The sequence below is a fragment of the Antarcticibacterium arcticum genome (assembly GCF_007993795.1).
In the GTDB taxonomy this organism is placed as follows: Bacteria; Bacteroidota; Bacteroidia; order Flavobacteriales; family Flavobacteriaceae; genus Gillisia; species Gillisia arctica.
On sequence record NZ_CP042476.1, the window covers coordinates 1,981,370 to 1,997,832 of the forward strand.

Genomic DNA, 16,463 nt, shown 5'->3' on the forward strand with positions numbered 1-16,463 from the left:
AGCTGCCTCTTTTTGTACGACCATGAGTCTAATTTTCAATATCTTTGGAAGAACCAACCCCCTCACTATGAAAAAAGGATTTTTTAAAATGTTGTCCCGGGTAAATAAGAGACTGCTCCCCAGTTATTCCAAACAACAACTGGACCTGGCCAAAGCATCAAAATTTCAACTGGCGATTATAGGGTGGAAATTATGGGTTACAAAAAACGCGCTGGATCAATAAATAAAAAGTGATTCCACATCATACCCCCGTAGTTTGTTCCGGCCATTCAAATAAGATAACTCGGTTAGAAAATTACACTGGACAATTATCCCTCCCATTTTTTTGATTAAGTTACAAGCAGTCCTGGCGGTCCCCCCGGTAGCAAGAACATCATCGTGAAGCAAAACCGTTTCTCCTTTTTTAATGGCGTCCTGGTGAATTTCCAGGGTATCTTTTCCATATTCCAGTTCATAAACTTCAGAATAGGTTTTATAGGGGAGTTTTCCGGGTTTTCTTACCGGTACAAATCCTGCATTTAATCTTTGTGCCAGGAGGGTTCCAAACAGGAATCCCCTGGACTCTATTCCTACCACCTTATCAATCTTTACATCTCCTATCATTTCTATAAGCCGGGAAACGGTTTCCAGCATTGCATCGGGGTCCTGAAGCAATGGAGTAATATCTTTAAACTGTATACCGGGCTTAGGAAAATCTGGTATTTCGCGGATGTAACTCTCTATATCTTTCATAACAGAAAGATAAAAAAAGTAAGTACATCCTAAGAGCTTATTTGCTCATTTTTTTAGCTTCTTTTTCAAGTTTCTTAATATCGGTTGGATAAGGATTTTCTTTCAGGATTTTTGCCATATGCACCATATTGTGCGCCATTAAAAGGATCATATTATTGGTGAATTCATGTTTATCTCCCCCCGCTTCAATATAACTGGGGCCCGGCCCCGCTTCTCCAACATAATATGAAAATGCATTTACCGGAACTGTAAAACCATGTTCCGAAAGGTCAAATACCGTACTGGAGATAGCCTTTTTGGCACCATCTTCATTTCCATCAACCATCACTCCGGCAACTTTATTATAAGTTGGATATTGCCCGTTATTATCATTTCCCTCTTCCATTATTCCATCAAACCGTTCGGCAACCATTTTGGCAACCGCGCCACGGTCTCCCCTCCATATTGGGGTAGCAATGATCAACATATCTGCTGCTTTTACTTTATTCAGGATCTTAGGCCACCCGTCTCCCCTTCCTTCACTGGAAGTAGTTCCAAATTTTACATTTTTATCAACCACCCGTATAATTTCGGTTGAAACATCAAGGTCGTGGAAAACCTTTTCGGCTTTTTTAATGAAGGCTTCAGTATTGGATTCCTCAGGAGATTTTTTAAGTGTACAGTTTAGGAATAAGGCTTTTAGTTTCATTGTTTTAAATTTTCATTCGATCTAACTTATTAAAAAGAATAAAGAACAAGCGTTAATTCCAGGTTAAACCTCCCAAAGGTGAAAAACCAAATTAACTCAGCTTCTTTTCTAAGCTCCTTTCTTTCAGTGGAATATTTTTTTAACTTGCCCCTTATTAAAATATCAAACTCACTTCAGTAAAAAATTTATGCAAAGCAGACTTCAAAAACTAATCCCCCTTTTTATTTTATTTAGTTTTCAGCTCTTTTCACAGGAAAGCTCCCTTAGCGTTGAAAAGATCATGCAGGATCCCTCCTGGATGGGAACCTTCCCTTCAAATATTCGATGGAGTGAAGACAGCAAAACCATTTATTTTAATTATAATCTTCAGAAAGACCCTTCAGATTCCCTTTATAAGATCCAACTGAATGCAAAGGATCAAATTATAAAAGTAGACCGGGGAGAACAAAACCTTTTAACCGGTGCCGGAAATTATTCTAAAGACCGGAGTAAAAAGGTCTATATAAAAGATGGAAGCCTTATGCTTTGGGAGGCAGGCAGTAAAAAAGACCGCATGATCCTGGATCTTGGGGAAAGGATCTCAGATCCTCATTTTCTTTTTGATGAAAATAAGATCTCCTTTAGTATGAACAATAATCTTTTTGTTTACAACCTTAAAGCCGGGAACCTTGAAAAACTTACCAACATTAGAAGTGGTGAACAACAGGAAAAAGATGCTAAGCTTTCCAAAAAAGACGATTGGGTAAGAGAGGAGAACCTAGGTTTGCTGGAAGTGGTGCGCCAACGGGAAAAGAAAAAAGAAGACAGCGATGCCTACCGCAAAATGGGAGATAAGAATGCTTTTACTTTTTATACAGGGAAAAAGACTGTATCTAACCTACAGCTAGCCCCTAATGGGAAATATGCCACTTTCAACCTGCTAACCCGGGTTGACAACAAGCGCACAGAAGTACCCAATTATGTAGATGCATCTGGATATACAGTAAATCTTCCCACCAGAACGAAGGTAGGAGATGACTATTCAAAAGTTGAAATGGCTGTGTATCATCTTGAAAAGGACACGGTGATAATGATTAAAGCAACGAATTTAACCGGAATTAAGGATCTGCCAGATTACATTAAAGATTACCCGGACAAAGAATGGGAAGAAAAGGAAAGGGATGTAATTTTTACTGGCCCATATTTTTCCAATAACGGGGAGCATGCAATTGTAAATGTTCGGTCTCGAGATAACAAGGATCGCTGGCTTGCCCAGCTTGACCCTCAAACCGGAGACCTTAAAACCCTGGATCGCCAGAGAGATGAAGCCTGGATCGCAGGACCCGGCATTGGTCATTCTTTTGGAGGGGGAACTATTGGGTGGCTTCCCGATAATCGTCATATATATTTCCAGAGTGAAGAAAGCGGCTATTCTCACCTCTATCTCCTGGACGTAACCACAGGCAATAAAAAGGCACTTACCAGCGGAAAATTTGAAGTCTTTGACCCATCACTTTCCAAAGACCAGAAACATTGGTTCTTTACAAGCAGCGATGTTGGGCCCGGAGAACGCCATTTTTATAAAATGCCGGTTATGGGAGGCCCAATGCAGAAACTTACCACTATGACGGGAAATAATAATGTAAGTCTCTCTCCCGATGAAAAAAATATGGCAATCCTTTATTCATACAGCAATAAACCCTGGGAGCTTTATGTAAAAAGCACGAAAGCCAATGCCACCGCTACCCAACTTACATCGGGTCAAAGTGAAGAATTTAAGGCTTATAGCTGGAGAGAGCCGGAGCTTGTACAATTTAAAGCGGAAGATGGAGCTATGGTTCCTGCAAGGTTATATAAGCCCCAGGCAAATGTGAATAATGGAGCCGCTGTGATATTTGTTCATGGGGCAGGTTATTTACAGAATGTACATAAATGGTGGTCCAGCTATTTCAGGGAATATATGTTTCATAATTTGCTTACAGACCTGGGATATACTGTCCTTGATATAGACTACCGCGGAAGCGCCGGGTATGGGAGAGACTGGAGAACGGGAATTTATCGCCACATGGGAGGCAAAGATCTTTCAGACCATGTTGATGGTGCTAAATACCTTGTTGCTGAACATGGTGTGGACGAGGAAAATGTAGGTATTTACGGAGGCAGTTATGGTGGTTTCATAACTCTAATGGCTCTTTTTAACGAAGCCGAAACATTTAAAAGCGGGGCAGCCCTGCGTTCGGTTACAGACTGGGCTCATTATAATGACGGTTACACCTCCAATATCCTGAATACACCCGCCGAAGATCCCATTGCTTACAAACGGTCCTCCCCTATTTATTTTGCTGAAGGTCTGGAAGGCAATCTTCTTATAGCTCATGGAATGGTAGATGTAAATGTACATTTTCAGGATGTGGTAAGGCTGGCTCAACGTCTTATTGAGCTGAAGAAAGAAAATTGGGAAATGGCGGTTTATCCTGTGGAAGACCACGGCTTTACTGAACCCAGCAGCTGGACAGATGAATACAGGAGAATCCTGAAATTATTCAACGATACGCTCCTGGAGCAACAGAATTAATTTTTATTGCAATAACCCATCTTAAATTCAAAACCCGGAAATTATCTCCGGGTTTTGAATTTTCTATCTTTCTCTTAATCCTTATAAGGGTCAAAAGTGCCATCACCGGCCATAGCTACGCCAATGGGTTTTAACCTGTGAAGCACCTCAATTGTTTCTCCCTGATGCTTTAATACTTCATCGAGATTTTTATAGGCTTCAGGAGCTTCATCAGCTCCGCCACCGCGTAAAACTACCTTATTTTTCAACCGGGCCCGCACCGCATCAAAGTCTACCGCACCTTTGGAGACAATTGTGGGGCGCTTTCGGCCATCCTTTCCCCGAAGCCATTTTGTTTTTCCTGCCGCCTGCCTACGGGACATCACTCTTCCTGCCCCATGCACCGTAGAAAATAATCCTTCCCTGGAGAGTGGAGTATCTTTTCCTTTAATAATTACTGAAGTATCTTCCATATTGGCTCCTATAAAACCGGTTTGGCCAGGAAATGCAGGGGTACACCCCTTGCGCACCACCCAGTATTTTTCCCCGAAATGTTCCTCCTGCCATGCAAAATTGTGATGATTGTGCACTTCAAATGTTGTTTCCCGGGTTCCCAGGATCTCCAATACTTTATTTACCACCACATCCCTTCCTGCATATGCGTATTCTCCTGCCAGATTCATGGCTGCGATATATTCCTGCCCAATGGCAGAATCAAGATCAAAAAGAATAGGTTTGGAATCCATTCCACCCTCCTTTGCGGGATCAAAAAATCCTTTATTCTGGGACATCGCTATAAATCCTGTGGTGGTTTTATGGCCGAAGCCGCGGGAACCAAAATGGACACCAATCCATAAATAACCCTCCTCATCTTCAAATAGGTCTACAAAATGATTTCCCGCCCCTACTGTTCCCAGTTGTTCTGTGGCAAGATCAAGAAGTTTACGCTGTGGGGAGAAATCGGCTTTTGCTATTTTGTCAAATACAGGATTATCCAGGGGTTCGTTATTGATACGCCCTACCCCAAAGGAAATTCGCCTGTAGATCTCATCCATTACTTTAGGCACATTAACATCGGCCGCTTTAATAGAGGTCCGCACGGCTTTGTTGCCACAGGCAATATCAAATCCTACCCCGGAGAGTGATATATGATCCTTATAAGCCACAGCCCCACCAATAGGATGACCGTAGCCGTAATGAGCATCTGCAGTAAGTACTGCCAAATCCTCGGGACCAAAACAGTTTTTGATCTGGGCAATGGATTTCTCGTCAATAAGTTCTTTTCCAAATATGGTTAACCTTGGCATAATCCCTCTTTTTGCCTAAAGAAAACAAATATTCAACCAAACTATTTGAAGAAAATATTAAAGTTTGATGGCCATTATGGAGATCTTTTAAACTGCATATTCTACTTCAGCCAGGTCTAAAACTTAAAAAAAAGTTATGTTTCAGGCATTCGGGCGTTGAAAATATTAGAAACCCTTAATTTTAAATTTAAATAAGAAAATTAGATGAAAAACATAAAAATTGGAATGGCGGGTTATGGAAAAGGCGGAAGGATATATAACGCACCCATCATTTCCAGCATAGATGGTTTTAAGATCTCTAAGATCATGACAACAGATCCCTTAAATACAGCTGCGGCCAGGGAGGATTTTCCAGATGCCCGCATTGTAGCAAAAATTGATGATATTACCAATGACCCGGCCATAGACCTGGTAGTTATTACTGCACCAAATCATTTACATAAAAAACTGGCCAAGAAAGCCCTTACTGCAGGCAAACATGTGGTAGTTGAAAAACCTTTTACACCTACTGTAAAAGAGGCAGAGGAATTGATCAAACTTGCCAATAAAAATAACCTGGTACTCACTGTTAATCATAACAGAAGATGGGACAGTGATTTTCTCACGGTAGAAAAGCTCATAGAAAATAAAAAGCTGGGAGAGATCGTAGATTATGAATCTCATTTTGACCGGTATCGCAGTGAAGTTCCCGGAGGCTGGAAAGAGGATATAAAGAATCCGGGGAGTGGAATCCTTTATGATCTGGGAAGTCATTTAATAGATCAGGCCCTCGTATTGTTTGGTACGCCTACTGAGGTATTTGCCGATCTTCGTGCCCAGAGAAAAAACGCAGAAGTCCCTGATAATTTTGAGGTTTTACTGTTCTATCCGAATTTAAAAGTGAGCCTTAACGGGGGAATGCTGGTAAACCTTAAAGGTCCTGCGTTTGCGGTTCACGGAAGAAAGGGAAGTTTCCTGAAATACGGAGCCGACCCTCAGGAAGAAATGTTGAAAAACGGATTAAAACCGGCAGGTAACTGGGGCTGGGGAATGGAAGCCCAGGAGCTTTGGGGAAAATTCAATCTTCAGGAAGATTCCGGGACTATAGAGAGTGAGGTGGGAGATTACAGGAAATTCTATCAAAACGTGCAGGAAGTAATCAAGGGAAAGGAAGAACTAATCGTAAAACCCGAACAGGCGAGGGATGTTATAAAAATAATTGAACTTGCCATGCAAAGCAATAAGGAAAAACGCCGGGTAGCATTTCAATAAACTAACATTTTTTATAAATACAAACAGCGGGATGAACTCCCGCTGTTTGTATTTTTATTTTTGGATGTGTCTACTAATCTTCTACTTTTAATCTGACCGTATTTTTAGCCTTCATTCTGGCAAAATAACTTTTAGCCTCTTTGAGTACCCTTGGTGCAAGGATAAGTGTTGAGATCATTGTTGGTATTGCCATAAGGGCAAAAAATCCGTCAATAAGGTTTATCATCATACTCAGCGAGGTAGTGGCACCAATCAATATACTAAGGATATAGAAATAATTATAATAATGTTTTTTATCGGCCCCTATTAGAAAGGATAAACACTTGGTTCCATAATAAGAATATGAGAACAGGGATGATATACTGAATATGGCTATACACAACATTAATAAATAATGCCCGAAAAACGGGATAGCCTGGTCAAAGGCGGCTGCCGTAAGACTTACCCCACTTTCCTCTGTAGACTGCCACACTCCTGTAACCAGAATAGCCAGTGCAGTTAGGGTACAAACTATGAGGGTATCTATGGCAGGCCCAAGCATTGCTACAAGGCCTTCGCGTACCGGTTCATTTGTTTTTGCCGCACCGTGGGCCATTGGAGATGTACCAATTCCAGCTTCATTGGAAAATGCTCCCCTTCTTATTCCAAGAATTATAAGTCCGCCAAGCATTCCTCCCAGGAAGGAATCTCCCTTAAAATTATTGGCTTGAAAAGCATCGGTAAAAATGAGTGAAAAATAATGAGGGACCTGTTCGATATTTACCGCCAGGATTATAATCACGGAAACAAAATATAACAAAACCATAGTGGGAACCAATTTTCCCACAGTTTTACTTATCCTGTCCAATCCGCCAAAAATAACAACCGAGGTTAATCCTACCAGGATCAAGCCAATGATAAGATCTGTTCCAAAACCTAAAGGCACGCCGTTTGGTGCCAGCACGATATAATTAATTGCCTGGGTCAACTGGTTAACATTAAAAACAGGAAGGGCTCCAACAAGGCCTGCAATACTAAAGAAAACAGCGAGCGCTTTCCATTTTTTCCCAAGACCTTCCACAATAAAATACATGGGGCCTCCCTGCAGTTGGCCTTCACTATCTTTACCCCGGTACATAACCGCCAGGGTGCAGGTGAAGAATTTTGTTGCCATTCCAATAACAGCGCTTATCCACATCCAAAAGATCGCACCGGGGCCACCAATGGCTATTGCCACAGCCACTCCTGCAATATTTCCCATTCCCACGGTGGCTGCAAGGGCGGTTGCCAGTGCCTGAAAATGGCTTATTTCACCCGGATCATCGGGGTTATCATATTTCCCTCTTAAAACCTGCACAGCGTGAATTAGGAACCGGAAAGGAAGAAATTTTGAAATTACAAGAAGGTAGAATCCGCCGCCTATGAGTAAAATAATTAAGGGGATTCCCCAAACGAAAGATGCAAATTGGGCAATGAAATTGTCTAGTGTGGCCATAAAGCAAATATAGCATTTGGAGGGTATTTCACAAATATTAAAAAAGCCCGTCAGATCAAGTACTCTTCAAAAAAAATAATATTTCACGCAACCATCCGGAGATTTTCGGTCATATAGGTAGAAACCATTTTAAAATTAAATCTGAACAAACACCAATGAAAAAATTAGTATTATTTTTAACAGCCTCTTTAATCCTTAGCAGTTGTTCTATTGAAAATGACGGGCCACGCATTGCTGCCGACTTTGCTGAAGTGACAGAAATTGAATTGCCTGAATTTTTTGAACAAGGCAAAACTTATGAAATAAAGGTGACCTACCTTCTTCCCACTGCCTGCCATACGGCCGCGGGATTGGAAGTAAAAAGAGGAAATGCAGAAGGCCCGGGGCGCCGGGATATTTATGTAGCAGGAGTTGCCACTTATGATCAAAATGTGGTAACCTGCAACAGGCAAAGTGAGGATCTTGAGAAAACTGCAAAATTTGCAATAGGCATTGATGAGGAAGATCCCTATACCTTTTATCTTTGGACAGGATTAGACAACGATCTTGAAAATGAATTTACAATTATTGAAGTTCCCGTAGTTGGACCCGGCGAACCTAATCCAGGCGAGTAGGAATATATAAGCTAGTTATATGAAGCAAATTACTGCAAGGTGAGTTTAGAAAAACTCATACATAGATGTACCCAACAGGATATAAAGGCCCAGGAATGGCTTTACCGGGAATACTCGGGAAAGCTGTTTACCCTGTGTCTTAAATACTCCGGCAGCTATGAAGAGGCCAAAGACAACCTGCAGGACAGCTTTTTAAAGATCTTTGAAAATATCTCCCAATACTCGGGAAAAGGAACTTTTGAGGGATGGATCACCCGTATTACCATAAATACTGCCCTTAAGAAAGCGGCCAAACCCGGTGTATTTCTAACCCTCATTGAGGAAGTGCCCAATGAACCGGAGATTGAAGTAGACGACGAGATAGTTTCAGGGGATTTCTTAATTGAAATAATACAGGAGTTACCGGACAGGTATCGCCACGTATTTAACCTTCATTCTATGGAGGGATATACCCATAAGGAGATAGCTGTAATGCTCAATATCTCTGAAGGAACATCAAAATCAAATCTGGCCCGGGCAAGGGCAAAACTAAAGGAAAGGATAGAAACCTACCAAAATTCCCGCAAGACGCGATTATTATGAAAGAGAATATTGATCAACTGTATAACCGGAAGCTGAAAGGGGTAGAAACCCCTCCGCCGGACGATGTATGGAAAAATATATCCTCCCGGCTTCCGCAGAAAGAAACAAAAAAGAGGGCATTCCCACTTTGGTATAAAGTAGGGGGAGTTGCCGCCGCTCTTGCTTTATTGTTCTTTATAGGAAATGATGTTTTTACTACTTCGGGTAATCCCGATGTTCAAATTGTGTGGGAAGCAGATCCTTCCGCAGAAATTAAAAAGGACCTTTTACCATCTGACTTTAGCAATAACCAAATATCTGGCACTTCAAAGCTGCTGGAAAGCCTTATAATTAAAAATAACAACAATTCAGGTTCCAAGGTACCTTCAGAAAACAAACCTGCCGTCAATTCAAAATCGGGGGACGCCTATTTCAAGGAATTAGAGGAGGCACCTGAATTCTCATTGACCCCTACAAGTACATATACCTTTTTTGAACATAACAATGTTGCTTTTCAGGAGGAAATGCAAGAGCAGCAACACCTACAACAAATCATTGAAGAGGAAATTAAAACGGGAAACCTGGCAACCGTACAAAATGAGATCGATCAACCGGAGGATGAGACGGTTAAAAATCCTAAAATGTTAAAAAGGTTGAGTATTACTCCCACTGCCGGGGCGGTGTATCTTGATAATATGGGCAGCGGTAATTTTATAGATAACGGTTTTGAAAATAATAAAAGCAGCGGTGAGGTGTCTATGGCATATGGTGTGCAGCTAGCATATCAACTTACCGATAAAATAAAGATACGTTCCGGGGTAAATAAAGTGGACCTTAGCTACAATACAAGGGATATAAATTATTCCTCGGCCTTAAACGCGGTGGCACTTGGAGGTTCAGGAACTCTGGATAACAGCGCCGGCATGGCACTTTCCATTGCGGCCCCAATGGCCGGAAATCTCAATCAAAGAATGGGTTTCATAGAAATCCCGTTGGAATTTGAATTAGCGCTTTCAGATAAAAAATTAGGATTGAATATAATTGCCGGGGGAAGTACTCTCTTCCTGGATAATAATATGGTTTCCTTAAATTCTCCCGAATTCTCAACAGATCTTGGCCAGGCTCAAAACCTGAACTCTATAAGTTACAGTGCTAATATTGGCCTTGGGGTAAACTATTCACTGTCTTCAAGATTGTTATGGAACCTTGAACCTGTTTTCAAGTATCAGCTTAACACCTTCAACAATACTGCCGGAGTTAATCCTTATTATTTAGGCCTCTACTCGGGATTTAGCTTTAAATTCTAATCCCGCATTTCTGGTGAAAAATAAAATACCGGCCTCAATTCACCAGAGAGGCCCTACCCAATCTGTAGAACAAGAACCGGTATTTCTTCTTAAATTAATTTAAGATCTTTTACGATCCCTATTAAGTGAGGTGTGGTTTTCGCACCAAACTCATCCCTCATTTCCTTGAGGCTTTTTTCAATAGCACTTTTACTGCCTGGAGAGATTTTCAATTGTTTAAACTTTTCCTGAATCTCATCCTGGGTGAGGCCCTGGGAGATATAGGTGAGAAGTTTGATCTCAAAATCACTCAACAGGATTAAATTTTCCTGTTTCAGGCTTCGTTCAATACGCGGGGAGTTATAAGTCTTCCCGGCATAAATATTTACAATCGCTTCTTTTAATTCTTTCATCCCCTGCCTGTCTTTGCACACATAAGCATCAATATTTCCTGAATCCCAAAGGGTTTTTACAGTATGAGGCTGGTCCTCTATAGAATTCACGATTACTTTAAGTTGAGGGTTTTCCTTTTTCAAAATGGCGATAAGATCCTTTCCTGAAGTTATCTTCTCCTCCCTGTGATCACTTTTAAATGAAAGATCACAAATAAGAAGATCAAATGCCTCCCCGTCCATCTGGGCTCGTTTGGCTTTTAAATAGGCATTATCACAATATTGGGCATATTCCACCTGCTGCACATTGAATTCCTTCAAAACACTAGCCACAGCATGATTTATGCTGTCTATATCATCGGCAACCAAAACCTTTTTAAACATACTACCAGTTATTTCGGAATTTGTAATTTATAGTAATTACTTTTCCCTCGCTCTTGACCAAAAGTAATACTTCGGTTTAAAAGGAAATTACGGTTTTCCACATTTGGGCAAAGCTTTCGGTTTTTATCAGGTGTTGGTAGTGGAAAAACAGCTTAAAAGAAAGGTGGAAAAAATTAACACAAAATCCCGGCTGTTTTACGGTTTCCCGTAAGGATATAATTGTCTCCCACATTACATTTACCTTCCAAATCTGCCCCAAGATGATAAATTTTATATTCCTTCTTCTTTTATTCCTGGCACTTATAGGTTTATTAAGGCTCATTAGAAGTAACCGGAAACAGGAAAAATTCATTAAATGCGAACTTGAAACCCAGAGAACGCAGAAAGAAGAAGGGTAATTTTTCCATTGAAACACAAGCGCCAGCAGAGGTTTTAAAGCTTCCAACGTCCGGCACAAACTTACCGGATTTTTAAACGGCACATAACTTGCATAGTTAAATTAGGACCAGCCATGAATTGGCTTAGTTCACTAACTATTTAATATAAAAACCAAAGTTATGAAAATATTAAAAGGAGTTTTAACCGGAATTGCATTAGTAGCATTCAGTCTTGGAAGCCCGGTATTGGCCCAACAAAATGCCGGGAATGCCCAAAATAAAGAACAAAAGAAAGCTGCGCTTGCAGAAGCAAAGGAGTACAGGGAAATGGCAAGAGCCGAAGCCCAATGGCACCGGGAACGTGAAAAAGAGGCTGCCGCCCGGGAGCGGGAATATTTGAAAGCCGCCAATGCCAGTGACAGGGATTTTGTAAAAGCTGAAAATAAGCTTTACAGAGAACGCGCTAAAGCTGAAGCCCAATGGCATAAAGAAAGAGCTAAAGAAGCGGCTGAACGGGAAAGGAAAATAAGAAAGGACGAGGGAAAATGGAGCAGGGAAAGATCTCTTGCCGAAAATGATTATTACCGCGAACGATCCAAAGCCGAAGCCGAATGGTACCGGACAAAGAATAAAGAAATTGCACGATATGAGCGTGACCTTTTGAAAAGGAATAGGAAAATGACCAAAGCTGAGGAAAAACTTTATAAAGAAAGAGCCAAAGCCGAATCTGTATGGTATTCACAAAGGGAACGCGACCTCAATAAGCGTCCAGGAAGATCATACAACAATGCCAAAGGCATGCAGATGAAAAGAATGAACGCAAATGAAAATGCCTTTAAAAATAACCCGGGAAGAGCAAAAAACAATAAAGGAAAATCCGGCAGAAACTAGAAGTATTTTTTAAAACAGAAGGAGCAGGGATTTGCTAATAATTTGCAGATCCCTTTTCTTTTTCTCCCTATTTTTAAATTTGACACCCTAAGGGCCTTTTTACCCATTAATAATCCAATCCTGCATTATTTAAAAATGAACTCACCTCCTCTTCTAACACATCCAGTGGGATATTATGGGTAAGACCACGACGAAGATGTATTTGGAATTCTGTGAACTCATTGAAGGTTTTGGAAATAAAAGCAAGGGTGTCTCCGGGATTCACTACATCATCCAGATTACCCAGAACGAATTGTTTGAAACAGGGAGCACTTATGGGAACAGAAGGAATTATTTGTTCAACCGACCTGTTTTTAAGGGCGGGATTGAATAAAAGTGCCGGTTTTTGCAAAGCTGTAGAAATATAATACGCGGCAAAACCTCCCATACTACTGCCAATGATTACCTGTACTTCCTCATTTTTCAACTTCTCGATAAGACTCTCAATTGCATTGGCATTGGAATAATAATCTACCTCCGGGGCAATTACATTCCCGAATTTTTGAAGGATTTCCTTTTTATCATTGCTTAGTTTACTATCTAAGCCGTGTATGTATACTATATTCATGGATCTGATTTTTAAAATTCACTGTCCCATCCAGGGGCTCAGGTAAAAAACGTAATGTATGAGGACTTGTTATCATTAACCCTCAGAATTACCGGGAAAATGCAGTTATAAATTTACATCACGCAGGTCCAAATTTATTGGAAACCACCCTGATATTAATCCGACAAGTCATTTTAACGTGTTTTTTAACCTTTTGTCGATAAAATTAAAATCACATTAACGTATTATTTCCTACAAATCAGGTACTTTTCTCCTTTAAAACTTTTTTAAATGGAAACTGAGAGTTATCATATACAAACTCCGGGGGTGAAAGAAATAGACCTTGCCTTGAAATATATGAAAGATGGCAGGGAAAATCTAATACCACAGGATTCTTTTAGGGAGGCAACCTTAATGGAACTGGAGGAATTTGGCCTTGTGGAAAAGCTTCCCAATGGAAATTATCTAATTACAGATAAGGGATTATATGCGAAAAGAATTGGTGCATTTGAATATATCAAGATGAAACGCACTGAGGATTACTTCCTTAATTCACCAAAAATTGGGTTTAATACAAAGAACAAATTCATAGAAACAGCATTTGTGCTCTTTTTGTTGCTTATTCTAGTTATTCTGGTGACCTTTTAGTCACACTTCACAATTTATATACCTTTTTAATTGAAAAAATCCCTTCAGGATTGACTCCGTCTTTCCTGAGAAAGCTCCGTGGTGAGAATCAAAAGTCACAGGAACCTGCGGTTCCTGCCTTTTTTAATTGAAAAAATCCCTTCAGGATTGACTCCGTCTTTCCTGAGAAAGCTCCGTGTTGAGAATCAAAAGTCACAGGACCCTGCGGTTCCTGCCTTTTTTAATTGAAAAAATCTCTTCAGGATTGACTCCGTCTTTCCTGAGAAAGCTCCGTGGTGAGAATCAAAAGTCACAGGAACCTGCGGTTCCTGCCTTTTTTAATTGAAAAAATCCCTTTCAGGATTGACTCTGTCTTTGCTGAGAAAGCTCCGTGGTGAGAATCAAAAAGTCACAGCAACCTGCGGTTCCTGCCTTTTTTAATTGAAAAAATCCCTTTCAAGCTACGCTTGAGGGATTTTTTCAATTAAAAAAGCCTGCAGCTTTCGCTGCAGACTTTTCATTCATTCGTGACCTCGCCAGGATTCAAACCTGGAACCTCTTGAGCCGTAATCAAGTGCGCTATTCAGTTGCGCCACGAGGCCTTTTTGCGGGTGCAAATATAAGTTTTATTTTAAAAGGAGGAAATTAATGAAACTGTTTTTTCGCAATAATTCAGTTTTTTCATCCCGGTAATTGTTAGCCAAGGATCTCGGCACTTAAACCGGCGTCCAGTAATTTTGAACAACGGGGTTTTAATTCGGTATAGGCTCCCGTTTTAACCGTACACTGCCCCTTGTAATGCACAAGAATAGCACATTGCTCTGCCTGCTCTGCCGTATGTTCACATGCGATAATAAGGGTCTCGATAACGTGATCAAATGTATTCACATCATCATTATATAACACTATTTCGTAGTTCTTTTGTTTTTTGGTTTGGGTTTTAACCTCTTCCAATACTTCTTCCTTCGTGCTCATCTTCAAGTTATTATTATATTGAAACTCAGTTACAAAGATATAAAATTTGATTTTTTATAGTAGCTTCCTTTGCAGCATTCGTGTTAAGGTTGACCCAAATATCTATTTATTAAAAACCAGGGCTGCCCAATTTTCCCGTGCCAGTTGATCTTCCAGCCGCAAACCGTATTTATTACACTCCTCTTCTATGGCCTTAATATCTTCGGTATAAAAACCGCTTAAAAACAATTTCCCTCCCTTATTAAGACTTTCAGCATAAAAAACCATATCCTCTAACAGAATATTACGGTTTATATTGGCTATGATCCTGTCATAACTACGGCCCTTCAGCAAATCGGCGCCTCCTTCGAAGACGGATATCCGGCTGCAATTATTCCTTTCCACATTTTCCAGCGTATTTAAATAACACCAGTTATCAATATCTATAGCATCCAATTTCCCCGCCCCTTTCATTTCGGCCAAAATGGCCAGAACACCTGTTCCACATCCCATATCCAGTACGGTTTTGCCTTCCCAATCATTTTTCAAAATGAATTGCAGCATCATATGAGTGGTAGCGTGGTGACCTGTGCCAAAGGACATTTTAGGTTCTATTACAATATCATATTGGGTATCCGGTTTTTCATGAAATGGAGCCCTTACCGAGCATAATTCATCTACCACAATAGGATTGAAATTTTTCTCCCATTCAATATTCCAGTTAACCTTTTCAATTTCGGCGGAGGTATAACTAATCTTAAATTCATCTGACTGCAAGGCATGAATTCCCGCGAAGACCTCTTCATCAAATTCTTCTGTAGGAATATAAGCGGTTACCCCATCTTCATTTTCAATAAAACTATCAAATCCCGCATACCCCAGTTCTGCAATAAGTATTTCTGAAGCCGGCTGTAGTGGCTCTATTGTAAATTTAAAAGCTAAATAATTTTTAGGCATTACTCAAAGGAATTTACAATTGCGAGAAAATCTATGGCGTTAAGGCTGGCACCTCCTATGAGCCCTCCATCTACATCCTCTTTTCCAAAGATCTCCCTGGCATTATCTGCTTTTACACTTCCGCCATACAGGATTGAAACCTCATTGGCGGTAGCTTCATCATACTTTCCTGCAATCGTTTCCCGCACAAATGCGTGAACTTCCTGTGCCTGGTCCGGCGAAGCTGTTTCTCCCGTACCTATCGCCCAAACCGGTTCATAAGCCAGGATCACTTTTTTCCAGCTTTCCTTTGAAAGGTGAAAAATACCCTCTTCCAACTGCCGCTTTACCACATCAAAATGTTCCCCGGCCTTACGTTCCTTTAATTCTTCTCCAAAACAAAAAATAACCTCCATATCTGCCTCAATGGCTGCAGACACTTTCTTTGCCAGGATCTCATTGGTTTCATTAAACTGGGCCCTGCGTTCACTATGGCCCAGAATTACCGTTGATACCCCTACACTTTGAAGCATTTGTGCCGAAACCTCTCCCGTAAAAGCACCTTTTTTCTCAAAATGCATATTTTGGGCAGCTACCTTTATGGGCGTTTCTTTTAAGGTCTGGAAGGCATGTGATAAACAGGTAAAAGCCGGGGCTATATACACCTCTGCTGTTGGTTCTTTTACCAATTGCATTTTTAAGTGGGTTAACAGCTCTGATGTTTCTGCAAGGTCATTGTTCATTTTCCAGTTTCCGGCGACTATATTTTTTCTCATAACAGATGGTTTTTAGATCGAAAAATTTAATTTACCTTATTTCAGGTAAGTATTAAACTATTAAATATGGGTTTTATTTTGGGTGAACTTCTGC

At 40.6% G+C, this 16,463-nt stretch carries 18 protein-coding genes and 1 tRNA gene; 9 read left to right on the forward strand and 10 right to left on the reverse strand.

The features are described 5' to 3' along the window. The first annotated feature begins 67 nt into the window (after nt 1–67). Nucleotides 68–223, forward strand: a complete 156-nt coding sequence (locus tag FK178_RS08980) for an SsrA-binding protein (protein WP_146833774.1) — start codon at nt 68–70, stop codon at nt 221–223. On the opposite strand, the gene FK178_RS08985 is transcribed toward FK178_RS08980, so the two are convergent. Together FK178_RS08985 and FK178_RS08990 are read right to left on the reverse strand one after the other, a co-directional pair. Next, nucleotides 217–732 (reverse strand): adenine phosphoribosyltransferase, encoded by a 516-nt coding sequence (locus tag FK178_RS08985; protein ID WP_146833777.1) that lies wholly within the window; start codon nt 730–732, stop codon nt 217–219. The genes FK178_RS08980 and FK178_RS08985 overlap by 7 nt on opposite strands. Nucleotides 733–769: 37 nt before the next feature. Beyond that, nucleotides 770–1,420 (reverse strand): flavodoxin family protein, encoded by a 651-nt coding sequence (locus tag FK178_RS08990; RefSeq protein ID WP_146833780.1) that lies wholly within the window; start codon nt 1,418–1,420, stop codon nt 770–772. A 187-nt stretch (nt 1,421–1,607) separates the two neighbouring features. Between FK178_RS08990 and FK178_RS08995 the strand changes: the two genes are divergently transcribed. Next, entirely contained in the window at nt 1,608–3,974 is a 2,367-nt protein-coding gene (locus FK178_RS08995; protein ID WP_146833783.1) for a S9 family peptidase, read from the forward strand. 74 nt (nt 3,975–4,048) lie between these two features. Here the strand turns inward: FK178_RS08995 and FK178_RS09000 are convergent, their stop codons facing one another. After that, nucleotides 4,049–5,260 (reverse strand): RtcB family protein, encoded by a 1,212-nt coding sequence (locus FK178_RS09000; RefSeq protein WP_146833786.1) that lies wholly within the window; start codon nt 5,258–5,260, stop codon nt 4,049–4,051. A 204-nt stretch (nt 5,261–5,464) separates the two neighbouring features. Between FK178_RS09000 and FK178_RS09005 the strand changes: the two genes are divergently transcribed. After that, complete coding sequence (locus FK178_RS09005) at nt 5,465–6,511, forward strand: oxidoreductase (protein ID WP_146833789.1); 1,047 nt, start codon at nt 5,465–5,467, stop codon at nt 6,509–6,511. Nucleotides 6,512–6,584: 73 nt separating this feature from the next. Here the strand turns inward: FK178_RS09005 and FK178_RS09010 are convergent, their stop codons facing one another. Beyond that, nucleotides 6,585–7,985, reverse strand: coding sequence for an alanine/glycine:cation symporter family protein (locus FK178_RS09010; RefSeq protein WP_146833792.1), 1,401 nt, complete (start codon nt 7,983–7,985; stop codon nt 6,585–6,587). 155 nt (nt 7,986–8,140) lie between these two features. Between FK178_RS09010 and FK178_RS09015 the strand changes: the two genes are divergently transcribed. From FK178_RS09015 to FK178_RS09025, 3 genes are read left to right on the forward strand one after another with little or no spacing between them, the layout of a single operon-like run. Continuing rightward, complete coding sequence (locus tag FK178_RS09015) at nt 8,141–8,599, forward strand: membrane lipoprotein lipid attachment site-containing protein (RefSeq protein ID WP_146833795.1); 459 nt, start codon at nt 8,141–8,143, stop codon at nt 8,597–8,599. A gap of 39 nt (nt 8,600–8,638) precedes the next feature. After that, nucleotides 8,639–9,181 (forward strand): RNA polymerase sigma factor, encoded by a 543-nt coding sequence (locus FK178_RS09020; RefSeq protein WP_146833798.1) that lies wholly within the window; start codon nt 8,639–8,641, stop codon nt 9,179–9,181. Further along, the gene (locus tag FK178_RS09025) at nt 9,178–10,467 is read left to right on the forward strand and encodes an outer membrane beta-barrel protein (protein ID WP_146833801.1); all 1,290 of its coding nucleotides are present in this window, start codon (nt 9,178–9,180) and stop codon (nt 10,465–10,467) included. Before FK178_RS09020 ends, FK178_RS09025 begins: the two co-directional genes overlap by 4 nt. 89 nt (nt 10,468–10,556) lie before the next feature. Here the strand turns inward: FK178_RS09025 and FK178_RS09030 are convergent, their stop codons facing one another. Next, complete coding sequence (locus tag FK178_RS09030; protein WP_146833804.1) at nt 10,557–11,222, reverse strand: helix-turn-helix transcriptional regulator; 666 nt, start codon at nt 11,220–11,222, stop codon at nt 10,557–10,559. Between the two features lie 260 nt (nt 11,223–11,482). Between FK178_RS09030 and FK178_RS15480 the strand changes: the two genes are divergently transcribed. Next, entirely contained in the window at nt 11,483–11,620 is a 138-nt protein-coding gene (locus FK178_RS15480; RefSeq protein ID WP_168194580.1) for a hypothetical protein, read from the forward strand. A gap of 159 nt (nt 11,621–11,779) precedes the next feature. After that, nucleotides 11,780–12,490, forward strand: a complete 711-nt coding sequence (locus tag FK178_RS09035) for a flotillin family protein (RefSeq protein ID WP_146833807.1) — start codon at nt 11,780–11,782, stop codon at nt 12,488–12,490. A 106-nt stretch (nt 12,491–12,596) separates the two neighbouring features. Here the strand turns inward: FK178_RS09035 and FK178_RS09040 are convergent, their stop codons facing one another. Further along, nucleotides 12,597–13,097, reverse strand: a complete 501-nt coding sequence (locus FK178_RS09040) for a YqiA/YcfP family alpha/beta fold hydrolase (RefSeq protein ID WP_146833810.1) — start codon at nt 13,095–13,097, stop codon at nt 12,597–12,599. Between the two features lie 270 nt (nt 13,098–13,367). Here FK178_RS09040 and FK178_RS09045 point away from each other — a divergent pair, with 270 nt between their 5' ends. Then, the gene (locus FK178_RS09045) at nt 13,368–13,724 is read left to right on the forward strand and encodes a hypothetical protein (protein ID WP_146833813.1); all 357 of its coding nucleotides are present in this window, start codon (nt 13,368–13,370) and stop codon (nt 13,722–13,724) included. A gap of 507 nt (nt 13,725–14,231) precedes the next feature. Here FK178_RS09045 and FK178_RS09050 read toward each other — a convergent pair. From FK178_RS09050 to tpiA, 4 genes are all read right to left on the reverse strand, one after another. Further along, nucleotides 14,232–14,305, reverse strand: a tRNA-Arg gene (locus FK178_RS09050). Nucleotides 14,306–14,399: 94 nt separating this feature from the next. Next, complete coding sequence (locus FK178_RS09055; RefSeq protein WP_146833816.1) at nt 14,400–14,678, reverse strand: ATP-dependent Clp protease adaptor ClpS; 279 nt, start codon at nt 14,676–14,678, stop codon at nt 14,400–14,402. 102 nt (nt 14,679–14,780) lie between these two features. Further along, on the reverse strand, nt 14,781–15,614 hold the full coding sequence (gene prmA, locus FK178_RS09060) for a 50S ribosomal protein L11 methyltransferase (RefSeq protein ID WP_146833819.1): 834 nt from the start codon (nt 15,612–15,614) through the stop codon (nt 14,781–14,783). Next, a complete protein-coding gene (gene tpiA / locus FK178_RS09065; RefSeq protein WP_146833822.1) occupies nt 15,614–16,369 on the reverse strand; it encodes a triose-phosphate isomerase in 756 nt (251 codons plus the stop codon). The genes prmA and tpiA overlap by 1 nt, the downstream gene beginning before the upstream one ends. Nucleotides 16,370–16,463 lie beyond the last annotated feature (94 nt).

Bases quoted from the DNA above. Each gene is read 5' to 3' on its own strand.
- FK178_RS08980 (WP_146833774.1), top strand. From the start codon at position 68: ATGAAAAAAGGATTTTTTAAAATGTTGTCCCGGGTAAATAAGAGACTG.
- FK178_RS08985 (WP_146833777.1), bottom strand. From the start codon at position 732: ATGAAAGATATAGAGAGTTACATCCGCGAAATACCAGATTTTCCTAAG.
- FK178_RS08990 (WP_146833780.1), bottom strand. From the start codon at position 1,420: ATGAAACTAAAAGCCTTATTCCTAAACTGTACACTTAAAAAATCTCCT.
- FK178_RS08995 (WP_146833783.1), top strand. From the start codon at position 1,608: ATGCAAAGCAGACTTCAAAAACTAATCCCCCTTTTTATTTTATTTAGT.
- FK178_RS09000 (WP_146833786.1), bottom strand. From the start codon at position 5,260: ATGCCAAGGTTAACCATATTTGGAAAAGAACTTATTGACGAGAAATCC.
- FK178_RS09005 (WP_146833789.1), top strand. From the start codon at position 5,465: ATGAAAAACATAAAAATTGGAATGGCGGGTTATGGAAAAGGCGGAAGG.
- FK178_RS09010 (WP_146833792.1), bottom strand. From the start codon at position 7,985: ATGGCCACACTAGACAATTTCATTGCCCAATTTGCATCTTTCGTTTGG.
- FK178_RS09015 (WP_146833795.1), top strand. From the start codon at position 8,141: ATGAAAAAATTAGTATTATTTTTAACAGCCTCTTTAATCCTTAGCAGT.
- FK178_RS09025 (WP_146833801.1), top strand. From the start codon at position 9,178: ATGAAAGAGAATATTGATCAACTGTATAACCGGAAGCTGAAAGGGGTA.
- FK178_RS09030 (WP_146833804.1), bottom strand. From the start codon at position 11,222: ATGTTTAAAAAGGTTTTGGTTGCCGATGATATAGACAGCATAAATCAT.
- FK178_RS15480 (WP_168194580.1), top strand. From the start codon at position 11,483: ATGATAAATTTTATATTCCTTCTTCTTTTATTCCTGGCACTTATAGGT.
- FK178_RS09035 (WP_146833807.1), top strand. From the start codon at position 11,780: ATGAAAATATTAAAAGGAGTTTTAACCGGAATTGCATTAGTAGCATTC.
- FK178_RS09040 (WP_146833810.1), bottom strand. From the start codon at position 13,097: ATGAATATAGTATACATACACGGCTTAGATAGTAAACTAAGCAATGAT.
- FK178_RS09045 (WP_146833813.1), top strand. From the start codon at position 13,368: ATGGAAACTGAGAGTTATCATATACAAACTCCGGGGGTGAAAGAAATA.
- FK178_RS09055 (WP_146833816.1), bottom strand. From the start codon at position 14,678: ATGAGCACGAAGGAAGAAGTATTGGAAGAGGTTAAAACCCAAACCAAA.
- prmA (WP_146833819.1), bottom strand. From the start codon at position 15,614: ATGCCTAAAAATTATTTAGCTTTTAAATTTACAATAGAGCCACTACAG.
- tpiA (WP_146833822.1), bottom strand. From the start codon at position 16,369: ATGAGAAAAAATATAGTCGCCGGAAACTGGAAAATGAACAATGACCTT.